The following is an 18,062-nucleotide window of genomic DNA, read 5'->3' on the forward strand; positions in this document are numbered from 1 at the left end:
AAATATTAAAAACCCAATAGAGGACTTATCAAACAGCAAACAGCAAACAGCAAACAGCAAACAGCAAACAGCAAACAGCAAACAATTTATTCTTGGCTGATATCTGCGCAAGACCCCAATTTCAAGTTCAAGCCAAAAAAAAGCGCTGAAGCAGCCCTCTGCTCCAACGCCCTGCTTAACACGCAGCAAACAATGCCACCCACGTGCCAGACCCGAACATCGAACCTTGGCCGCGGCAACGGCAACGGCAACGGCAACGGCAACGGCAACGGTAAAATTCTGGCTTAAATCGTCCTGTCCCCGTTCAGGCCAAACCCATTTTGTTTACTGCAACTTGTTGATCTTGTCGTTCAAGGTTGCGGCGGACAACTCTCCTGCCCGCACGTCCACCAAGCGCCCCTGTTCATCCAGGAACAAGGTGGTTGGCAAGCCTCGGCTACGCACAGCCTGACCCAGCTTCATTTGCGGGTCGCGCCACATATTGCCCAGCTCCAGGTTTTCCTCGTTCAGATACTGCTGGATCTCTTTCAGTTCCTCGCCTTGATTGGCGAACACGATATTCACATCAGACCGGGTCGATTGCACTTGCTTGAAGGCGGGCATCTCGCGGCGGCATGGGGGGCACCAACTGGCCCACAGGTTCACAACCGTGACCTTGCCTTTATACCGATCCAGATTTTCCGGAGCACTGACATCCAGCTGCATGGGGATCAGGTCTATCTCGGGTAATGGCATGGCTGTTTCTACCCCACCTCTACCTGTCGCCACCATGATCAGTGAAAAAACCGCGACACCAACGGCCAGTCCACCCGACACCGCAGGCAAAACGGCCTTGTCACGCAGCACACGCCAGAGCACATAGAACCAGCCTGCGGTGACCGCCGCCGGGATCATGAGACCGCCATCGCGCAAATCCAGCCAGCTCAGGGGTTCGCTTTGATAAAACTGCCACTGCTGGATCAGAAAGCCCAAACGGCCGACCAGAACGCCCAGAATAATTGCGCGCCACAACACCGATTCCGCTCGGGTCTGCTTGCGTCTATCCAGCCAGGCGGCCAGAAACAGCCCCAGCAATGCCGCGACCATAAAAGCAAATAAAGACGTGGCAAAGGTAAAGGGACCGAGCTGTATGCTTTGCATAAACATAAATCCTGACAAGACCAAATAAAACCCGACCCGCCATAAGCGGGTCGGGGCAATAAGAACAGACAGCGTCGCGGCTAAAAGATTCCCTAAGTCAGGAAGCGCTGCTCAATATCTGCATGAATTGGCCCATTTTCGTGCGGCATTTGATACCGGGTTCCAGCTCGACTCCACTGCTGACGTCAATGGCATAGGGACGATGCAAGGCGACGCGTTCAGCCACATTGTCGATACGCATGCCGCCGGCCAGCACCAGCGGTGGCAGGCCGTCCTGGCCTTGCAGACGTGCTTGCAGCCCCTGGATCAGCTCCGGATCAAAAGCCGTACCTGTACCGCCATAGGCATCGTGATAACCGTCCATCAGCCAGGCACGAGCATCCTGATACTTCAAGCATTGTTCCAGCAGGCCGTCCACCGTATCCAGACCGGGCGCGCCCACTCGAAAAGCCTTGATATACGGATGTGCGTAGCGACGGCATTCTTCCGGGCTTTCTTCACCGTGAAATTGCAGCAGATCCGGCTGCACTTGCTCCAGAATTTCGCGCACAAAACTCTCGGAAGCATTCACGAACAGGCTGACCGCCTGCACAAACGCCGGGACGCGGGCACGCAGGGCAACCGCCTGCTCCGTACTCAACATACGGGCACTTTTCGGGTAGAAAACAAATCCCACCGCATCCGCGCCCAATTGCACGGCAGCATCAATATCCTGCGCTCGGGTAAAGCCACAAATCTTGACTCGGGTACGGCTGAACATCACACATCCTTGAATAAAAAAAACGGGGGCCAAGTGCCCCCGTGTGAATCATGAAATAAGCTTATTGGAAACCGCTGGCTGCGTCATTCGTCCCAAACCCATAGCTGTCAGAACCGTAAGTCGATTCCGTGCCGAACTGGATCTGCGAATCTTCCAGCAGTACCTCACCATGCTTGTAGTGCGTGACCAGCCCAGGGAAGACCAGCACGGCAGCTACCATCAACAACTGAATGATAATAAACGGTACCGAGCCCCAGTAAATATCCGTGGTGGCCACACGCTTGATACGCTCGCCCGTGACCTTGTCGGTGTAGTCCTCTTTCGGGGCCACCGAACGCAGGAAGAACAGCGCAAAACCAAAGGGCGGGTGCATGAAGGAGGTCTGCATATTGACCGCCAGCAAGACACCGAACCAGATCAGGTCAATGCCCATCTTGTCGGCAATCGGCCCAAGCAGCGGCACAATAATAAAGGCCAGCTCAAAGAAGTCCAGGAAGAAAGCCAGCAGGAAGGTCAGGAGACTGACGATGATCAGGAAACCCCATTCCCCGCCGGGCATGTCGATCAGCAGGTGCTCCACCCACAGGTCGCCATTGATGCCACGGAAGCTCAGGCTAAAGACGGTCGAGCCCACCAGAATGAAGACCACAAAGCAGGACAGACGAGTGGTGGATTCCATGGCCTGACGCAGCAGCTTCCAGGACAGGCGACCACGGGATACGGCCATGATGATGGCACCCACAGCCCCCATCGCCCCACCCTCGGTTGGAGTTGCCACGCCAATAAAGATCGTGCCCAGCACCAGGAAGATCAGGAACAAAGGTGGCACCATCACAAAGACCACGCGCTCGGCGATCTTGGACAGCATTTTCAGTTTGAGCAGCTTGTTGATCAGTGCGATCACCCAGGCCGTCACGCCCCACAGCAGCAGCACCACAACCACGTGCTCGTCCATCGGGATATTAGGGTGCGTGACAAAGTAGTGCTGCGAACCGAAATACGCCACCGCAGTTGCGACCAGCGTCAGAACAATCAGGGATGTCAGGCCGCGGCTACCGTTAGCTTCAACATAGATACGCGCTTCGGGCGGCAAAGCCGGGGCCGATTTGGGCTTGATGTAGGACATCACCACGATGTAGAGGATGTAGACCGCCGTCAACAGCAAACCGGGGAGCATGGCGCCACGGTACATATCACCAATGGAGCGACCCAACTGGTCAGCCAGAATGATCAGTACGATGGAGGGCGGAATGATCTGCGACAAGGTCCCGGAAGCGGCAATCACCCCCGTTGCCAGCCTGCGGTCATAACCGTAGCGCAACATGATGGGCAAGGAGATCAGACCCATGGAAATCACGGAAGCTGACACCACACCAGTTGTGGCGGCCAGCATGGCGCCAACCAGCACGACGGCAATGGCCAGGCCACCACGTAGCGGGCCGAACAACTGACCAATAGTGTCCAGCAAGTCCTCCGCCATCCCTGATCGCTCAAGAATCAGCCCCATCAGGGTAAAGAACGGAACAGCCAGCAAGGTATCGTTTTCAACAATGCCAAATACCCGTTGCGGCAAGGCCTGGAACAAGGCCGGCTGCATCATGCCCAATTCGATGGCGACCAGACCGTACAGGACACCGATCGCAGACAGCGTGAAGGTAACCGGGAAGCCCAACAGCAAAAACACGATCAAGTTGATGAACATGATCGGGGCCAGATTATCAGTCAAGAATTCCATTGTTACTGGCCCTTGGAAACAGAGAGTGTTGCTTCATTTGCCTGGGCAATCTCGCGGATTTCCTGGGCAAGCTCTTCCTCGGCACTCAGCCCCCCATTTCTTAACAAGGGATTAGGACAAGCACCACGCAAAAAGCCTATGCATTTGATCAGATGCGACACACCGGCCAGGGCTAACAAAAAGAAGCCAACGGGAATCAATAACTTGACCGGCCAACGTATCATCCCCCCGGTATTGGAGGAAAGCTCGTTAAGCACATAGGATTGCTCGAAAAAGGGAATCGAGAGCCAGAAAATAAGCAGTGTGGCGGGTAGAAGGAAAAAGATCACGCCGATAACATCGATCCAGACCTGAACCCGGGGCGGGAATCGTTCCGCCAGGGCATCCACCCGTACATGCTCATTGACAAAGAAGGTGTAACCCGCTGCCAGCAAGAAAATTGCACCGAACAAATACCATTGCAATTCAAGCCAGTAGTTCGAGCTGACGCCGAACACTTTACGCACGATGGCGTTAATCGCACTGACCAACACCACGATCAGGGTCAGCCAAGTCACGGACTTACCAACGACCGTATTCAGACGGTCGATCAAACTAGACAATCGTAAGAAGAATTTCATGGCCTTGCTCAGGATATGGTCGCCTTCTGGATTCGCTTGTGGCTAATGCCCGAAGGTGGTCGGCCTTATACAGATAAGAATGTAAGAGAAGAAAATGGCTTCACATTTTATACGATTGAAGCATGTGAAACCGATTCGAATACCGGGGATAAACCCTTTAGAAACGGGCTAAATCATGATTTTTTTCAGGCCGTTTCACCAAAGCGCAATCCACTTAACTCGTAGAGCAAATCGTAGGGATTGCTGGTGGGAATGCCGAACTGCTCGGGATAATCTACCCCGGCCAGATACAGGCCGCTGGCATCGAAAGTCGGAGCCGATAAACGACGGTCCCGTTGAGCCAGCAAATGCAGCACCCAGGATGGGGGCTGGCGTCCTTGTCCGATATAAATCAGCATACCCATCAGATTGCGAATCATGTGATGCAAAAAGGCATTGGCGCTGAAACGGAACAGGAAAAAATCGCCCTGCTGCTCAATCCGTATCTGCGACATGGTGCGCACCGGACTGGCCGCCTGGCATTGCGAGGAACGAAATGCGCTGAAGTCGTGCTCGCCCACCAGATGCTGGGCAGCCTCTTGCATCAGGGCCAAGTCCAAAGGACGAAACACCCAGGCCACTCGGCCATGCAACAAGGGGGAACGCACCCGGTGCTGACGCAGCAGGTACACGTAGTGACGACCTTGGGCCGAGAAGCGGGCATGAAAATCATCCGGCACTTCGCGCGCCCACTGCACGGAAACAGAGTCCGGCAGCAAGGCATTCAAACCGCGCACCCACGACTCCAGGCTGCGCTCGGCAGCCGTATCCAGATGAACTACTTGATTGAGGGCATGAACGCCGGTGTCGGTACGACCAGCACAGATCGTAGAAACAGGCTGGGCCGTAAAACGGCCCAGTGCCTGCTCCAAAACATCTTGAACGGTGTTGCCACCGGCCTGACTTTGCCAACCCAGCCAGGGCGTCCCTTCATAGCAGACACCCAATGCGATACGTCTCATGGTGGCTTGGCCTTACTGACGAACGGGAGGCTCGTCCGAAGGCGGCTGGTCCAGATCCAGATTGATTTTTTCCAGCTTTTCCCGAACCATCGCTTCGCTGACAGGCGCAGGAGAATCATCGCCATTGCGATTTTCGGTATTGGCACGGCGCAAGACCCAGGTCACCAAGACCACAATCAACGCCAGTACCACGGCCATCACGGCCAACATATGTTCTTGAATCCAGGACACGGTCTTTTTTGCCTTGTTAACTGCACCGGCCATCTTGCCCTGCTCGGACTCGGATGGCGCGGCAATCGCTCCTGCCACGGCGGCAGAAGCAGCGGCGCCTGAAGCGCCAGAATGAGTATTACCCGTCGCAGCATCGCTGCCGGAGTCACCCAGACCCAGCTCTTGCGCTGAATCCAGGACTAGATCTTTAGCGGCCTCGCCCTGGGACTGCAAGGCACGGCCCAGAGTGGAGACATTCTCTTCCAGTTGCGAGACACGATCGCCGGTTTCGCGCAGCTCGTGCTGCAACTGCTGTTTGGCGTCACGGGCTTCTGCCCCTGCCGACAAGAGCAAACGATCCTGGCCTTGTGCCTGAGCACCTGGCTCGCTGGAACCAGTTTGTGCCACACCTTGGGACGCATCCGCCTGATCCTGCCCGGTTTGCATCGCGGAACGCAAGGCCTGAGCCTGATCAACGTAGAAACGGCGAGCCTGGGCATCGTCGATGGACAACATGGCCGCCGCATCAGGAATCTGTAGTGTTTGGCCCGCTTTCAGGCGGTGCATGTTCTGGTCGATGAAGGCATTCGGGTTCTGTTTTTGAACCGCCATCATCCACTGATAAGAACTGACACCGTCCACCGCATGGCGACGCGCCAGAGCATGCAAGGTATCACCCGATTTCACGCGTACCGCGCTTTGGGTCTGCACATTGGAGGCAGAAGCCGCCGCAGAGGCTTGCACGGACACGAGAGCCTGATAGCCTGCTTGTGGCTGAGCCACTGCCTTCACGGCCACCGGGGCCGGAGCCAGCACGCTGACCTGATGCAGGAACTGCCCACTATCACTTTGAATCTGCAAAAGCACATCGGCCACGGAACCCGAGAACATCTGCTCGGAGGACAGCCGAATGCGTCGTACTTGCCCCTGCCCGTCCCGGTCGATGACGGCCTTCAGGGAGTCCAAATCAACCGGAGGGGTCAAGCCAGCCTGTTGCCAGGCCGACAAGGGAGCGGGTGTCACCTTCAGGGACAAGCTTTCTTCAGGGCTGATCTGTCGAATGCCCACATCCAGCTTGAAAACCTGATTGGGAGCCGACACCAGACGACTATGGCCGATTTCCAAAGCGGAAACCGGCGCAGCCGCCAGCATCCCGGCCAATAGCAGGGCCGAACCCAGCGTACGTACAGGATGCAGACGGCCAGCCATGATTAAAGCTCGCCCAAAGCGATGCGCAACATGCGGCGCAGCGGTTCAGCCGCACCCCACAGCAACTGATCGCCTACCGTGAAGGCGCTCAGGTACTCGGGGCCCATGTTCAGCTTGCGCAGACGGCCAACGGGGATGTCCAGCGTGCCGGTCACGGCAACAGGAGTCAAAGCCTGAACCGTCGCCTGACGCTCGTTAGGAATGACTTTGGCCCACTTGGAACCTTCAGCCAGGATGTCGGTGATCTCGTCCAGCGGAACGTCACGCGTCATCTTGATGGTCAAGGCCTGGCTGTGGCAGCGCATGGCACCAATACGTACGCACAAACCGTCGATAGGAATGTGCTTGTCCTGTGCGCCACGGCCCAGGATCTTGTTGGTTTCCACGCCTGCTTTCCACTCTTCGCGCGTCATGCCATTGCCCAGGTCGGAGTCGATCCAGGGGATCAGGCTGCCGCCCAGTGGTACGCCGAAGTTTTTCTGAGGCAGGTTGGGATCGCGTTGTGTCTGCAAGACACCGCGGTCGATATCCAGAATGGCCGATGCAGGATCGTCCAGCAGGCTGGAGACCGACTGGTTGATCAGACCGAACTGTGTCAGCAGTTCACGCATGTGTTGTGCGCCACCGCCGGAAGCGGCCTGGTACGTCATGCTGGTCATCCACTCAACCAGGTTCTGGTTGAACAGACCACCCAGACCCATCAGCATGCAGCTAACGGTACAGTTTCCACCGATGAACTGCTTGCCACCTTTGGCCAGTGCAGCATCAATAACAGGACGGTTGACCGGGTCCAGCACGATCACGGAGTTTTCATCCATGCGCAGCGTGCTGGCCGCGTCAATCCACAAACCGTTCCACCCAGCGGCACGCAGTTTGGGGTAGATCTGGCTTGTGTAATCTCCACCTTGGGCGGTCACAATAATTGGCAACTTCTTCAAAGCGTCAATATCGTGAGCGTCCTGCAATGGGCCAGCGCCGTCAGCCCACGTGGGAGCTGCGCCGCCAGCATTGCTAGTCGAGAAAAACACCGGCTGAAAAAGGGAAAAATCGCCTTCGTCGCGCATGCGCTGCATGAGCACGGAGCCCACCATCCCACGCCAGCCGACCAAACCTACCGCTTGAGTCATGGTAATACCACCTGGATATATAAAAAAAATAAAACGATAAAAGATACTATCGCAAAGCCTTGAGCACTGCATCCCCCATAGCACTGGTGCTCAGCAATTGGCAACCGTCTTCGTAGATGTCGCCGGTACGCAGACCTTGTTCGAGCACGCTGGCAACCGCCGCTTCGATACGCTTGGCCTGGTCTTCTGCATTGAGCGAGTAGCGCAGCAACATGGCAGCAGACAAAATGGTGGCCAAAGGATTGGCCTTGTCCTGACCGGCGATATCGGGTGCCGAGCCGTGGCTGGGTTCGTACAAACCTTGCTGGGATGCGTTCAGGGACGCCGAGGGCAACATGCCAATGGAGCCTGTCAACATGGCTGCTTCATCCGATAGGATATCGCCAAACAGGTTGCCTGTGACGATCACGTCGAATTCTTTTGGTGCACGCACCAATTGCATGGCGGCATTGTCCACGTACATATGGCTCAATTCCACGTCCGGATACTCACGGGCCACATCAATCATGATGTCGCGCCAGAACTGCGATGTTTCCAGCACGTTGGACTTGTCCACGCTGCACAAGCGCTTTTGACGCTTTTGGGCAGCCTGGAAACCCACATGGGCAATACGGCGCACTTCGCTTTCGGCGTAGTGCATGGTGTCAAAACCCTGACGCTCGCCCGCGAAATTACCCTCTTCCACGGTACGCACGCCACGGGGCTGACCGAAGTAGATATCGCCCGTCAGTTCACGCACGATCAGGATATCCAGACCGGACACGACTTCTGGTTTCAGGGTGGAGGCGTTAGCCAGTTGTGGGTACAGAATGGCGGGACGCAGATTGGCGAACAGACCCATGGCACGACGCAGGCCCAAAATGGCTTGCTCGGGACGCAGGTGGCGCTCCAGCGAGTCGTATTTCCAGTCACCCACGGCGCCGAACAACACGGCGTCGGAGCTTTGAGCCAGGCTCAGTGTTTCGGGTGGCAGGGGGTGGCCGTGCAGATCGTAAGCGGCACCGCCCACAGGAGCCACGGTCATTTCCAGATCCATGCCCAGAGCGCCCAGCACGCGCTGAGCCTGTTCGGTAATCTCGGGACCGATGCCGTCACCGGGCAACACTGCAATTTTATGAGTCATGATGAATAGGACGTAAAAATTAGGGAGTAAGAGTGAAGAACTCCGGCCTGAAGGCCGGAGCATCTTGGCCGCCTAGAAAGGCAGCAACAGCGAGACTGCTACAAAACCTGCTCCTGGGCTCAAGGTTGCCCAACCAGCCAGGGGTGGCGGGCCAGACGCTCGGCTTCGTACTGACGGATCATGTCCGCTTTCTGCAAGGTCAGGCCAATTTCATCCAGACCATTCAAGAGGCTGTGCTTGCGCGAAGCATCAATGGTGAACGGCAGCTCACGACCTTCAGGCGTGATCACGCGCTGCTCGGCCAGATCAATACGCAACTTGTAGCCGGGGAAGGCTTTGACTTCGTCGAACAGGCGGGCAATATCCAGCTCGTTCAGGACGATGGGCAGCAAGCCGTTCTTGAAACTGTTGTTGAAGAAAATATCGGCAAAGGACGGCGCAATAATGGCGCGAAAGCCGTATTGCATCAAAGCCCAGGGAGCGTGCTCGCGGCTGGAGCCACAGCCAAAGTTCTTGCGCGCCAGCAGCACGGAAGCGCCCTGGTAGCGGTCCTGGTTCAGCACAAAGTCCGGGTTCAGCGGGCGGCGGGAATTGTCCATGCCGGGCTCGCCGTGATCCAGATAGCGCAATTCATCAAACAAGTTGGGGCCAAAGCCGGTGCGCTTGATGGATTTGAGGAACTGCTTGGGGATGATCAAGTCCGTATCCACGTTCTCCCGATCCAAGGGAGCGACCAGACCTTCATGAGTAGTAAATGTTTGCATGGTGTGGATTTCCTCAGTTGAACGAACGCACGTCGACAAAATGGCCGGCAATAGCGGCGGCCGCTGCCATGGCTGGGCTGACCAGGTGGGTACGACCACCCTGCCCCTGACGTCCTTCAAAGTTACGGTTGGAGGTCGAAGCGCAACGCTCGCCAGGTTCCAGACGGTCGGCGTTCATAGCCAGACACATGGAGCAACCAGGCTCACGCCATTCAAAACCAGCGTTCAGGAAAATCTTGTCCAGACCTTCTTGCTCGGCCTGACGTTTCACCAGACCGGAGCCCGGAACAATCATGGCCTGCTTGACGTTGGACGCCACTTTGCGACCCTTGGCCACGCTGGCGGCCGCACGCAAGTCTTCAATACGGGCATTGGTACAGGAGCCGATGAATACGCGGTCAATGCGGATGTCAGTCAAGGGCATATTGGGCGTCAGACCCATGTACTCCAGAGCGCGCTCCATGCCGTTGCGGGCAACTTCGTCTTTTTCTTTCTCTGGATCGGGTACGCGGCTGTCGATAGGCAGCACCATTTCTGGCGAGGTGCCCCAGGTCAGCTGAGGAGTGATCTGGCTGGCATCGATACGGATCACGCGGTCAAACTGCGCGCCTTCGTCGGTGTGCAAGGTGTTCCAGTAAGCCACAGCCTGATCCCACAACACGCCTTTGGGGGAGTAAGGACGGCCACGCAAGTACTGAATGGTTTGCTCGTCCACAGCCACCATGCCCGAACGTGCCCCGGCTTCAATCGCCATATTGCACACGGTCATGCGGCCTTCCATGGTCAGGGCGCGAATGGCTGAACCACCGAATTCAATGGCGTAGCCCGTACCACCGGCAGTACCAATCTGACCAATCACGTACAGGATCAAGTCCTTGGCGGTACAGCCAAAAGGCAGCTTGCCGTCCACCTGGATCAGCATGCTTTTGCTTTTCTTCATCAGCAAGGTCTGGGTGGCCAGCGTGTGCTCAACCTCGGACGTACCGATACCGAAGGCCAAAGCGCCCACGGCACCGTGCGTGCTGGTGTGGGAGTCACCACACACCACAGTCATGCCAGGCAAGGTTGCGCCCTGCTCGGGGCCGACAATGTGCACAATGCCCTGACGCACGTCATTCATGCGGAATTCGGTAATGCCGAACTCTTCACAGTTGGCGTCCAGAGTATCGACCTGCAGGCGCGAGATCGGGTCTTCAATACCGTTCTGGCGGGAGGTGGTGGGGACGTTGTGGTCCGCCACAGCCAGGTTGGCACTGATGCGCCAGGGCTTGCGGTCGGCCAGTGTCAGACCTTCAAAGGCCTGGGGGCTGGTCACTTCATGCAGCAAGTGGCGATCAATGTAGATCAAACAGGTGCCATCCGTGTCCTGATGCACGACGTGTTCGTCGAACAACTTATCGTATAAGGTTTTTGCCATTGCGCTCTCGCGATTCAGTTGAGATTACAGCCCGCACAGAGTGGGCTGCACATAAATTTTTTCTTATTATGACAGGCGCAGTAACTGGGACAAGACCAGTCACTATCCTAGTATTGGAACTACTAGGATAGAACACAAGGCAAGGGGCTAGACCTAATTCCAGCCAGACAGCACCAACTTGCCAATACTACGGCCACTTTCCAGCAGTGCGTGAGCCTTGCGCAAGTTTTCTGCCGTAATCGCCCCCAGGGATTGCGTGCGAGTGGTGATGATTTTCCCGGCTTCAGCCAGTTGCGCCACCTTTTGCAAAATGGCTTGCTGTTCGGCCATATCGGCGGTTTGCATCAAGGAGCGGGTGAACATCAGCTCCCAATGCAAAGACAGGCTTTTACGCTTTAGAGGCATGATATCCAGAGACTTGGGATCGTCAATCAAGGCAATCCGGCCTTGCGGCGCAATCAGCTCCACGATGCTCGGCAGGTACTGGTCCGTATGTGTGGTAGAGAACACAAAGGCCGGTTCGCCTATGCCCAGCGCCTGCACTTGCGCGGCCAGTGGCTGGCTGTGATCAATGACATGATGGACGCCCAGCTTCTTGACCCATTCCACCGTCTCAGGGCGGGAGGCGGTGGCAATCACCGTCAAGTCCGTCAAGGCACGTAGTAGTTGGATGGTCATGGAGCCTACGCCCCCTGCCCCGCCCACAATCAGAATGGCATTGGCGGCACCTGCCACAGGTTGATCAATCTTCAGGCGATCAAACAAGGTCTCCCAGGCTGTCAATGCGGTTAAGGGCAAGGCGGCGGCATCTTCAATACTCAAATTGGCAGGAACATGGGCTACCAGACGCGCATCCACCGCTTGCAATTGGGCATTGCTGCCCGGCCTGTCTATGGCACCGGCGTAAAACACCTGATCGCCCACTTTGAAACCCGTCACACCTGCACCCAGCGCGCGCACACGCCCCACGGCATCCCAGCCCAGAATGCGCCAGCTGCCTGGCTCCGGCTGTGCCGAACGTCGCACTTTGGTGTCGACCGGATTGACGGCAATCGCTTGCACCTCGACCAGCAAATCCTGTTCGCCGTATTGGGGGTCCGGCAAATCCAGATCCTGCAAGGATTGAGGATCAGAAACAGGCAGGGCTTGATTGAAACCAATGGCTTTCATGCTGTACTCCAATTAATGAATCATGAAGGCTATTCTGGCTTCTATTGCCGCTTTAGGTAAGAACGCACATAATTTGCAGATAGTGTCTAAAAATATACTGTAAGGCATCATCATGGCCCGCATCACTCACAAGTCCTTTGATTGCACCGTCGGCTGTACCGTGGAAGCCACGCTGAACCTGATTGGCGGCAAATGGAAAGGCGTCATTCTGTATCGCCTGCTGGTGGGCGATGTGCTGCGTTTTAACGAGCTGCGCAAGCTGCTGCCCAATATCACCCAGCGCATGCTGACCAATCAGCTCAGGGAACTGGAAAGCGATGGACTGGTGGCGCGCAAGATCTACCCCGAAGTCCCACCCAAAGTGGAGTACCGCCTGACCGAATACGGGCAGACGCTGGCTCCCATTATTCATGCGCTCAAGGAATGGGGCGACACGCATATCAAAATGCAGGCGGTGCAGGCCCAACAAGCGCAAACCGGGGGCGGATAATCTCGACTACCGCCCCTTTTCCCCACAAGACACGCCTATGCAAATCAATAAAAACAGGGAGTTCACCGGACTAGGCGCTCTCCTCTTCTTTGCCCTAGACGCTGCACACCGGATTGTCAGAAATACTGTTGGTATTCAGGGTTACGGTCCATGAATCATGGATGCGTGGCCGTCTACTGGAAAGACCCAGTCATCGCCACACCCAAGCGCTGCACCCAATCATTTGCCATATTCTGATCGCTGATACTGGCAAAGCCCATCAACAGCCCCTTATGCGCGGCAGGTGGTATTTGCCAATCGCTCAAGGCCTGAACTGCCAAGCCTTTTTCCTGGGCAAGCTTGGCCAAAGGCCGGTCCTCTTCCGGCTGCCTCAGATTGGCAAGCACATGAATCCCGCCTGCCTGGCTTTGCACCTGCAAGCGCTCTCCCAATGTCTGTTCCAGCGCCTGTACCAGATAGGCCCGCCGTTGCGCATACAAAACCCGCATCTTGCGCAGGTGCCGCGCAAAATAGCCCTGCTCCATGAAATCCGCTACGGTTGCCTGCGTCAGAATGGACCCCGGCCCGCCTGAATAATGAGCCGCCTGTCGGAAGCGCTCCACCTGAGACAAGGGAGCAACCAGGTACGCAAGACGCAAGCCGGGATTCAGAACCTTGCTGAAGGTGCCGGTATAGATCACCCTGTCGTCCCTATCCAGGCTTTTCAGAGCGGGCAAAGGACGACCGTGGTAGCGAAACTCACTGTCGTAATCGTCCTCCACAATCCAGGCCTGCTGCTGTCTGGCCCAATCCAGCAACTGCAGACGTCTGGGCAGAGACATCGCCATGCCCATGGGACTTTGATGGGCCGGTGTCACGATGGCAAAGCGAGCCTGTGGGCAGTGCTGCTGCCCGGCGATAACGTCCAGACCTTCCTCATCCAGCGGCACCGCATGCACCTGCATACCCGCCTGTTTCAGAAATTGGCGGGCGAAGATATAACCGGGGTTTTCGTACCAGCCCGCATCTCCCGGATTCAGAACGCTACGACACACCAGTTCCAGCGCCCCCCAATAGCCCGCCGTCACAAACACCTGCTCGGGCAGACACGCTATGCCACGTGATACGCCCAAATACGCCGCAATGGCCCGCCGCAACGGTACATAGCCCACCGGATCGGGATAACGCATTGCCAAGGCCCCCAGGGCGCGCTGATTCTGATTGGCCAGCCGTGCCCAGGTCTTGCGCGGAAAAGCGTCCAATGCAGGCAAGCCCATTTGAAATGGCAAAGGTGGCGAGTCCTCGGCAGGTACATATGGCGAAGACCGTAGGGAAGCAACAGGCACACTGGCATATCGTTTCGCATCCAAGCTGGTCAACTGCGGTGACACCACCGTTCCTGCTGGCCCTCGGGCGAGGAAGTAGCCCTCACCCAGCAGGATTTGATAGGCTTGCTCGACCGTGCCCTTGGCTACGTTCAGCTCACTGGCCAGACTGCGCACGGAGGGCACCCGGTCGCCGGGGCGCAACTGGCCTGCGGCAATCGCATCCCGAAAGCGCTCGTACAGTTGCTGATAAATAGGAGTGCCCGGTTCCCGGCTGGGTTTCCAGTGGTGCAGATCCATACCTATGTCCTAGTGATTTATTAATTTCTTGTCACTGATCACTAGGACATTACTCATGGATAATCAACAAGTAAAGCAGGCCGCCCAACTTTATGATCAGACGGCGACAAACCCTGAATCACACACAGCCACAGCAGAAAGGTTGCCCTGCTCCCCTGTCTTACTTTCGATTGGATACACCATGAGTACACTTCGCCTTCCCTACGACACCCTGTCTCCCAAAGCCTATCAAGGCCTGCTGCAAACGAAACTGGCATTGGACAAAAGCAGCCTGGGTAAAGAGTTGATTGAGCTGGTGAATTTGCGCATTTCGCAAATCAACGGCTGCTCCTACTGCCTGGAAATGCACGCTGCATCCTTGCGCAGTTCAGGCGTTGCGAATGCCAAGATAGACAGCCTGGCAGGCTGGCGTGTCAGTACACACTTTGACGAACGCGAGCGTGCGGCCCTGGAGTGGACGGAATCCGTGGTGGATGTCGCTCACACCCATGCAGCCGACGAGCACTTCGAACCTTTAAAAGCCCATTTCAGTGATGCAGAAATTTCGGACCTGACTTTTGCAATTGCCTTGATGAGCGCCTTCAATCGTCTGGCTATCAGTATGCGTAAGTGAGCGTGAGTGATGATTCTGCAGCGGCAAGAAACAAAAACCCCGCGCCAGAAGTCAATCTTCAGACGGAATAAGTCCGTTCAGCGGCAACACTGAACGGTCGGCTTATTTGCCAACAATCCCGCCTTTACCGCAGGCCGTACCGCCATCACATGAATCGACCACTGAATTAGCCATGTAATAACCCCGAAGCTTGGAATAATGTCCAAGTTCCGGGGGCTCAGTTCAGGGGCGGCTCCCCAATCTGCAGGAAGGCGTTTACTTCAGATCGGCCTTCAGGGTTTCCAGGGCCCCTACGGCGCACGCCTCGTCCAGGTGGCCACCAGGCGCGCCGCCCACGCCGATGGCGCCTATCGTGTCATTACCAACCTTGACCGGCACACCACCGCCCAGCAGCAGAAAACCCTGGATATCACCCATATTGGCGGCGCCAGCATTTTTCTGGGACCCCTCCAGCATGGCACTGGTCAGGCTGCGGGCCGAAGCGGACGTATAGGCCTTGTCGATACTGGCATTGACCGTATGCGGTCCGGCCTGGTCAGCGCGTTGGAACGCACGCAGCACGCCAGCACGGTCAACCACAGCCGCCGACACGTTGTAGCCTTTGGCCGAACATTGCTTGACGGTTTCGACAGCCAGACGATTAGCCAGATCCAGGGAGATGTTTTTTTCGGTCAGCACACCCTGGGCCTGGGCGGCGCCAGCGGCGAACAACAAAGCCGTCAGAAGGGAAGAGCGCAACATAGCGGTAATCTCCATTTATCAGTTCCGACACTATTGTCGGCATGGAAAAACTATACTTGCGCCGCCCGAACGGGACCATTCGGACGCTTACCCTCGCTTCTACGTAGTTTTACGGAGAGGCACTCACCAAGCTGGCGTAATGCCGAATCAGGTGGGCCAGGTTATCGACCTGCAGTTTGGCAAACAAGTTGGCACGATGCGTTTCCACCGTGCGGGGCGACAGCACCAACGCCCGACCTATCTCCTTATTGGTCAGGCCCTCGACAATCAAGGCCAGCACCTCGCGCTCGCGCTCGGACAAACTGGTGTAACGCTCGCGCACCCATTGATCGGCTGCAAGACGCTCGCGGCGACGCACATGCTGGCGCACGGCCTGCTGAACCGTATCCAGCAGCACATCGTCACTGACCGGCTTTTCCAGGAACTCGATAGCACCCGCCTTGAAGGCGCGCCGACACATGTCCACCGTGCCGTGCCCGGTCAACAAAATGATGGGCTGATCCACGCCTTGCTCGACCAGGGTATCGAGCAAGGTCAATCCACTGATGCCGGGCATGCGCACATCCAGAATCAAGGCCCCGATAGACTGCCGATCGAAAGACTCCAGAAACTGTTGCGGATCCGCCCAAGTCTGCACGCGTAACCCTACCGTGCTGATCAGCAAGGATAAGCTTTGACGCACGGCGGCATCATCGTCCAGCAGATGGATCAAGGGCGACAGGCCAGAGCTATTTTCGGTCGGGTTCATGATGATTCTTCATCCACTCGCTGCAGTTCCAACGCAAATACGGCCCCGCCTCGGGGTTCGTTGAACGCCCTCAAGCCGCCCCCCATGGCCTGAGCCAGCGACTCGCTCAAGCTCAGGCCCAGACCTAGGCCGTCGGAACGCGTCGTGAAAAAGGGCTCGAACACGCGATCCAGATGCTGGGGGTCTATTCCAGGGCCATTGTCACGCACGATCAAGTCCACGCGCCCTGGTCGCAGCAGCACCTCAAGCCAGATACGCGGATTGCTGGTCTGGGCAGCGCCCAAAGCGGATACGGCATTATTGAGCAGATTATGGATGATTTGTCCAAGCGCCACAGGCTCGCCGACAACATCCACATCATGTGGAGGAAGGCGTTTTTCCAGAGTAATACCATGCCGCTCCAACTCCGGCATCAGCAAGTGCACAGACTCGCCCAGCACCTGCGTCAAGGACACCGGGCGGCACTGCTCAGCCAGACCGCTTTCACGCAAACTGTGCCGCAGACGCGTCAGTACGCTGGCCGCGCGTTTGATCTGTTCTACCGAATGCGTCATGGCCTCGCGCGCCGGTTCCAGGTCGGGGGGATCTTCCTGCAAGAGCCGCAGGCTGGCTTGTGTATTGGCCAGCACGGAGGTTAAAGGTTGGTTCAATTCATGCGCCAGACCCGCAGCCATTTCACCGAGCGCATTCAATCGGGCCACCTGACCGATACGCAGCAGCCCCTGAGCGCGCAAGGTCTGTTCACGTTGTTTGCGCACATAGATGACCAGCGCCACCAGCAGGGCACTGACCAGGGCAACCAATGCCGCCTGTCCCCAAGGCAGGTCGGCATAGCTCACAACGCGGCGCGTGTGGAACTGAAAGGGCTGGCTGGTGGAAGCCAGCACTTTGCCCGACTGGAATACCACAGGCCCGGCATGCTCCAATCCAGGACTGATCACCCATTGTTGATCCTGCCACTCCAGCACCACGCGCACTGGACTGCCATTACGCTGAAAAGGCCATTCGTCCCAAGCGATGGCGGCATTCAAATCCAGCTGCACGGCAAAGTTGGCCGGGTGCGCCGCCACCAGCAGAACATAGCGCCCTTGCGCCAGTTGCACATCCGTCAGCACGGCACGCTCGGCCTTTAGAGACTGCAACTGCGCCTGCTGCCATTGAGGATTGGCCCACGCGGCGTCACTCTCTTGGCGATAAATCGCCAAAACCTGGGGAAACATGGCTTCCAACGTTCCCAGACGCTCAATGCGCTGCACGGGCGGTTGCAACAGGGCGAGCATCTGCAAAATGGCGTCCTGCTGGGCCAGACGCTGGCCCAGCAGCCGGTAGGCTATATTGCTTTGTACCGTGAATGCCTCCTGCTGCCGCGCCAGTTCAGCACGCGTCAACATGATGGCGCCGGTCAAAGACAGGCCGAGCCAAATCAAAAAACCATACAGAAAGGTACGATGGCGCGATTTCATGGATGCAGTTTGAGGATGGGAGGCAACCAGATAACTAGGCCGACTGGTCAAGAAAACCAGGCTTTCCTATATTAAACAATGTCCCTGTCCCGCGCCGTTGCGACCGGCAAGGTCTGGATCTTCAAGA

17 protein-coding genes are annotated in these 18,062 nt (G+C 56.8%); 2 read left to right on the forward strand and 15 right to left on the reverse strand.

Annotated elements, in window-relative coordinates; all coding sequences use genetic code 11:
- Positions 1-324: 324 nt before the first annotated feature.
- From DUD43_RS10930 to DUD43_RS10980, 11 genes are all read right to left on the reverse strand, one after another.
- Positions 325-1,140, reverse strand: a complete 816-nt coding sequence (locus tag DUD43_RS10930) for a TlpA disulfide reductase family protein (RefSeq protein WP_153230312.1) — start codon at positions 1,138-1,140, stop codon at positions 325-327.
- A gap of 97 nt (positions 1,141-1,237) precedes the next feature.
- Positions 1,238-1,900, reverse strand: coding sequence for a phosphoribosylanthranilate isomerase (locus DUD43_RS10935; protein ID WP_153230313.1), 663 nt, complete (start codon positions 1,898-1,900; stop codon positions 1,238-1,240).
- A gap of 61 nt (positions 1,901-1,961) precedes the next feature.
- Complete coding sequence (locus DUD43_RS10940) at positions 1,962-3,635, reverse strand: TRAP transporter large permease (RefSeq protein ID WP_153230314.1); 1,674 nt, start codon at positions 3,633-3,635, stop codon at positions 1,962-1,964.
- Between the two features lie 2 nt (positions 3,636-3,637).
- Positions 3,638-4,255 carry a TRAP transporter small permease subunit gene (locus DUD43_RS10945; RefSeq protein WP_153230315.1) on the reverse strand — a complete coding sequence of 206 codons (618 nt, stop codon included), beginning with the start codon at positions 4,253-4,255 and terminating at the stop codon, positions 3,638-3,640.
- A 185-nt stretch (positions 4,256-4,440) separates the two neighbouring features.
- Positions 4,441-5,256 carry a tRNA pseudouridine(38-40) synthase TruA gene (gene truA / locus DUD43_RS10950; RefSeq protein ID WP_153230316.1) on the reverse strand — a complete coding sequence of 272 codons (816 nt, stop codon included), beginning with the start codon at positions 5,254-5,256 and terminating at the stop codon, positions 4,441-4,443.
- Positions 5,257-5,268: 12 nt separating this feature from the next.
- Complete coding sequence (locus DUD43_RS10955; protein WP_153230317.1) at positions 5,269-6,675, reverse strand: FimV family protein; 1,407 nt, start codon at positions 6,673-6,675, stop codon at positions 5,269-5,271.
- Between the two features lie 2 nt (positions 6,676-6,677).
- Complete coding sequence (gene asd / locus DUD43_RS10960; protein WP_153230318.1) at positions 6,678-7,802, reverse strand: aspartate-semialdehyde dehydrogenase; 1,125 nt, start codon at positions 7,800-7,802, stop codon at positions 6,678-6,680.
- Between the two features lie 46 nt (positions 7,803-7,848).
- The gene (leuB, locus tag DUD43_RS10965; protein WP_086059920.1) at positions 7,849-8,925 is read right to left on the reverse strand and encodes a 3-isopropylmalate dehydrogenase; all 1,077 of its coding nucleotides are present in this window, start codon (positions 8,923-8,925) and stop codon (positions 7,849-7,851) included.
- Between the two features lie 119 nt (positions 8,926-9,044).
- Entirely contained in the window at positions 9,045-9,689 is a 645-nt protein-coding gene (gene leuD / locus DUD43_RS10970) for a 3-isopropylmalate dehydratase small subunit (protein ID WP_153230319.1), read from the reverse strand.
- 13 nt (positions 9,690-9,702) lie between these two features.
- The gene (gene leuC, locus DUD43_RS10975; RefSeq protein ID WP_153230320.1) at positions 9,703-11,106 is read right to left on the reverse strand and encodes a 3-isopropylmalate dehydratase large subunit; all 1,404 of its coding nucleotides are present in this window, start codon (positions 11,104-11,106) and stop codon (positions 9,703-9,705) included.
- Positions 11,107-11,259: 153 nt separating this feature from the next.
- On the reverse strand, positions 11,260-12,276 hold the full coding sequence (locus DUD43_RS10980) for a zinc-binding alcohol dehydrogenase family protein (RefSeq protein ID WP_153230321.1): 1,017 nt from the start codon (positions 12,274-12,276) through the stop codon (positions 11,260-11,262).
- A 112-nt stretch (positions 12,277-12,388) separates the two neighbouring features.
- Between DUD43_RS10980 and DUD43_RS10985 the strand changes: the two genes are divergently transcribed.
- The gene (locus DUD43_RS10985; protein WP_153230322.1) at positions 12,389-12,766 is read left to right on the forward strand and encodes a winged helix-turn-helix transcriptional regulator; all 378 of its coding nucleotides are present in this window, start codon (positions 12,389-12,391) and stop codon (positions 12,764-12,766) included.
- Between the two features lie 173 nt (positions 12,767-12,939).
- On the opposite strand, the gene DUD43_RS10990 is transcribed toward DUD43_RS10985, so the two are convergent.
- Positions 12,940-14,370, reverse strand: a complete 1,431-nt coding sequence (locus DUD43_RS10990) for a PLP-dependent aminotransferase family protein (RefSeq protein WP_153230323.1) — start codon at positions 14,368-14,370, stop codon at positions 12,940-12,942.
- Positions 14,371-14,551: 181 nt separating this feature from the next.
- On the opposite strand from DUD43_RS10990, the gene DUD43_RS10995 reads away from it, so the two are divergent.
- Positions 14,552-14,983: a carboxymuconolactone decarboxylase family protein gene (locus DUD43_RS10995; protein WP_153230324.1), complete on the forward strand. Its 432-nt coding sequence runs from the start codon at positions 14,552-14,554 to the stop codon at positions 14,981-14,983.
- Positions 14,984-15,238: 255 nt separating this feature from the next.
- Here the strand turns inward: DUD43_RS10995 and DUD43_RS11000 are convergent, their stop codons facing one another.
- The 3 genes from DUD43_RS11000 to DUD43_RS11010 all read right to left on the reverse strand — a co-directional run bounded on the left by DUD43_RS11000 (position 15,239) and on the right by DUD43_RS11010 (position 17,935).
- Positions 15,239-15,739, reverse strand: a complete 501-nt coding sequence (locus DUD43_RS11000) for a GlcG/HbpS family heme-binding protein (RefSeq protein ID WP_228125768.1) — start codon at positions 15,737-15,739, stop codon at positions 15,239-15,241.
- A 94-nt stretch (positions 15,740-15,833) separates the two neighbouring features.
- Positions 15,834-16,472, reverse strand: coding sequence for a response regulator transcription factor (locus DUD43_RS11005; RefSeq protein ID WP_153230325.1), 639 nt, complete (start codon positions 16,470-16,472; stop codon positions 15,834-15,836).
- Entirely contained in the window at positions 16,469-17,935 is a 1,467-nt protein-coding gene (locus DUD43_RS11010) for a sensor histidine kinase (protein ID WP_153230326.1), read from the reverse strand. The genes DUD43_RS11005 and DUD43_RS11010 overlap by 4 nt, the downstream gene beginning before the upstream one ends.
- Positions 17,936-18,062: the final 127 nt, after the last annotated feature.

The organism is Alcaligenes faecalis, assembly GCF_009497775.1.
GTDB lineage: Bacteria > Pseudomonadota > Gammaproteobacteria > Burkholderiales > Burkholderiaceae_B > Alcaligenes > Alcaligenes faecalis_D.

Coding starts and splice junctions, on each gene's coding strand:
- DUD43_RS10930 (WP_153230312.1), bottom strand. CDS start 1,140: ATGCAAAGCATACAGCTCGGTCCCTTTACCTTTGCCACGTCTTTATTT.
- DUD43_RS10935 (WP_153230313.1), bottom strand. CDS start 1,900: ATGTTCAGCCGTACCCGAGTCAAGATTTGTGGCTTTACCCGAGCGCAG.
- DUD43_RS10940 (WP_153230314.1), bottom strand. CDS start 3,635: ATGGAATTCTTGACTGATAATCTGGCCCCGATCATGTTCATCAACTTG.
- DUD43_RS10945 (WP_153230315.1), bottom strand. CDS start 4,255: ATGAAATTCTTCTTACGATTGTCTAGTTTGATCGACCGTCTGAATACG.
- truA (WP_153230316.1), bottom strand. CDS start 5,256: ATGAGACGTATCGCATTGGGTGTCTGCTATGAAGGGACGCCCTGGCTG.
- DUD43_RS10955 (WP_153230317.1), bottom strand. CDS start 6,675: ATGGCTGGCCGTCTGCATCCTGTACGTACGCTGGGTTCGGCCCTGCTA.
- asd (WP_153230318.1), bottom strand. CDS start 7,802: ATGACTCAAGCGGTAGGTTTGGTCGGCTGGCGTGGGATGGTGGGCTCC.
- leuB (WP_086059920.1), bottom strand. CDS start 8,925: ATGACTCATAAAATTGCAGTGTTGCCCGGTGACGGCATCGGTCCCGAG.
- leuD (WP_153230319.1), bottom strand. CDS start 9,689: ATGCAAACATTTACTACTCATGAAGGTCTGGTCGCTCCCTTGGATCGG.
- leuC (WP_153230320.1), bottom strand. CDS start 11,106: ATGGCAAAAACCTTATACGATAAGTTGTTCGACGAACACGTCGTGCAT.
- DUD43_RS10980 (WP_153230321.1), bottom strand. CDS start 12,276: ATGAAAGCCATTGGTTTCAATCAAGCCCTGCCTGTTTCTGATCCTCAA.
- DUD43_RS10985 (WP_153230322.1), top strand. CDS start 12,389: ATGGCCCGCATCACTCACAAGTCCTTTGATTGCACCGTCGGCTGTACC.
- DUD43_RS10990 (WP_153230323.1), bottom strand. CDS start 14,370: ATGGATCTGCACCACTGGAAACCCAGCCGGGAACCGGGCACTCCTATT.
- DUD43_RS10995 (WP_153230324.1), top strand. CDS start 14,552: ATGAGTACACTTCGCCTTCCCTACGACACCCTGTCTCCCAAAGCCTAT.
- DUD43_RS11000 (WP_228125768.1), bottom strand. CDS start 15,739: ATGGAGATTACCGCTATGTTGCGCTCTTCCCTTCTGACGGCTTTGTTG.
- DUD43_RS11005 (WP_153230325.1), bottom strand. CDS start 16,472: ATGAACCCGACCGAAAATAGCTCTGGCCTGTCGCCCTTGATCCATCTG.
- DUD43_RS11010 (WP_153230326.1), bottom strand. CDS start 17,935: ATGAAATCGCGCCATCGTACCTTTCTGTATGGTTTTTTGATTTGGCTC.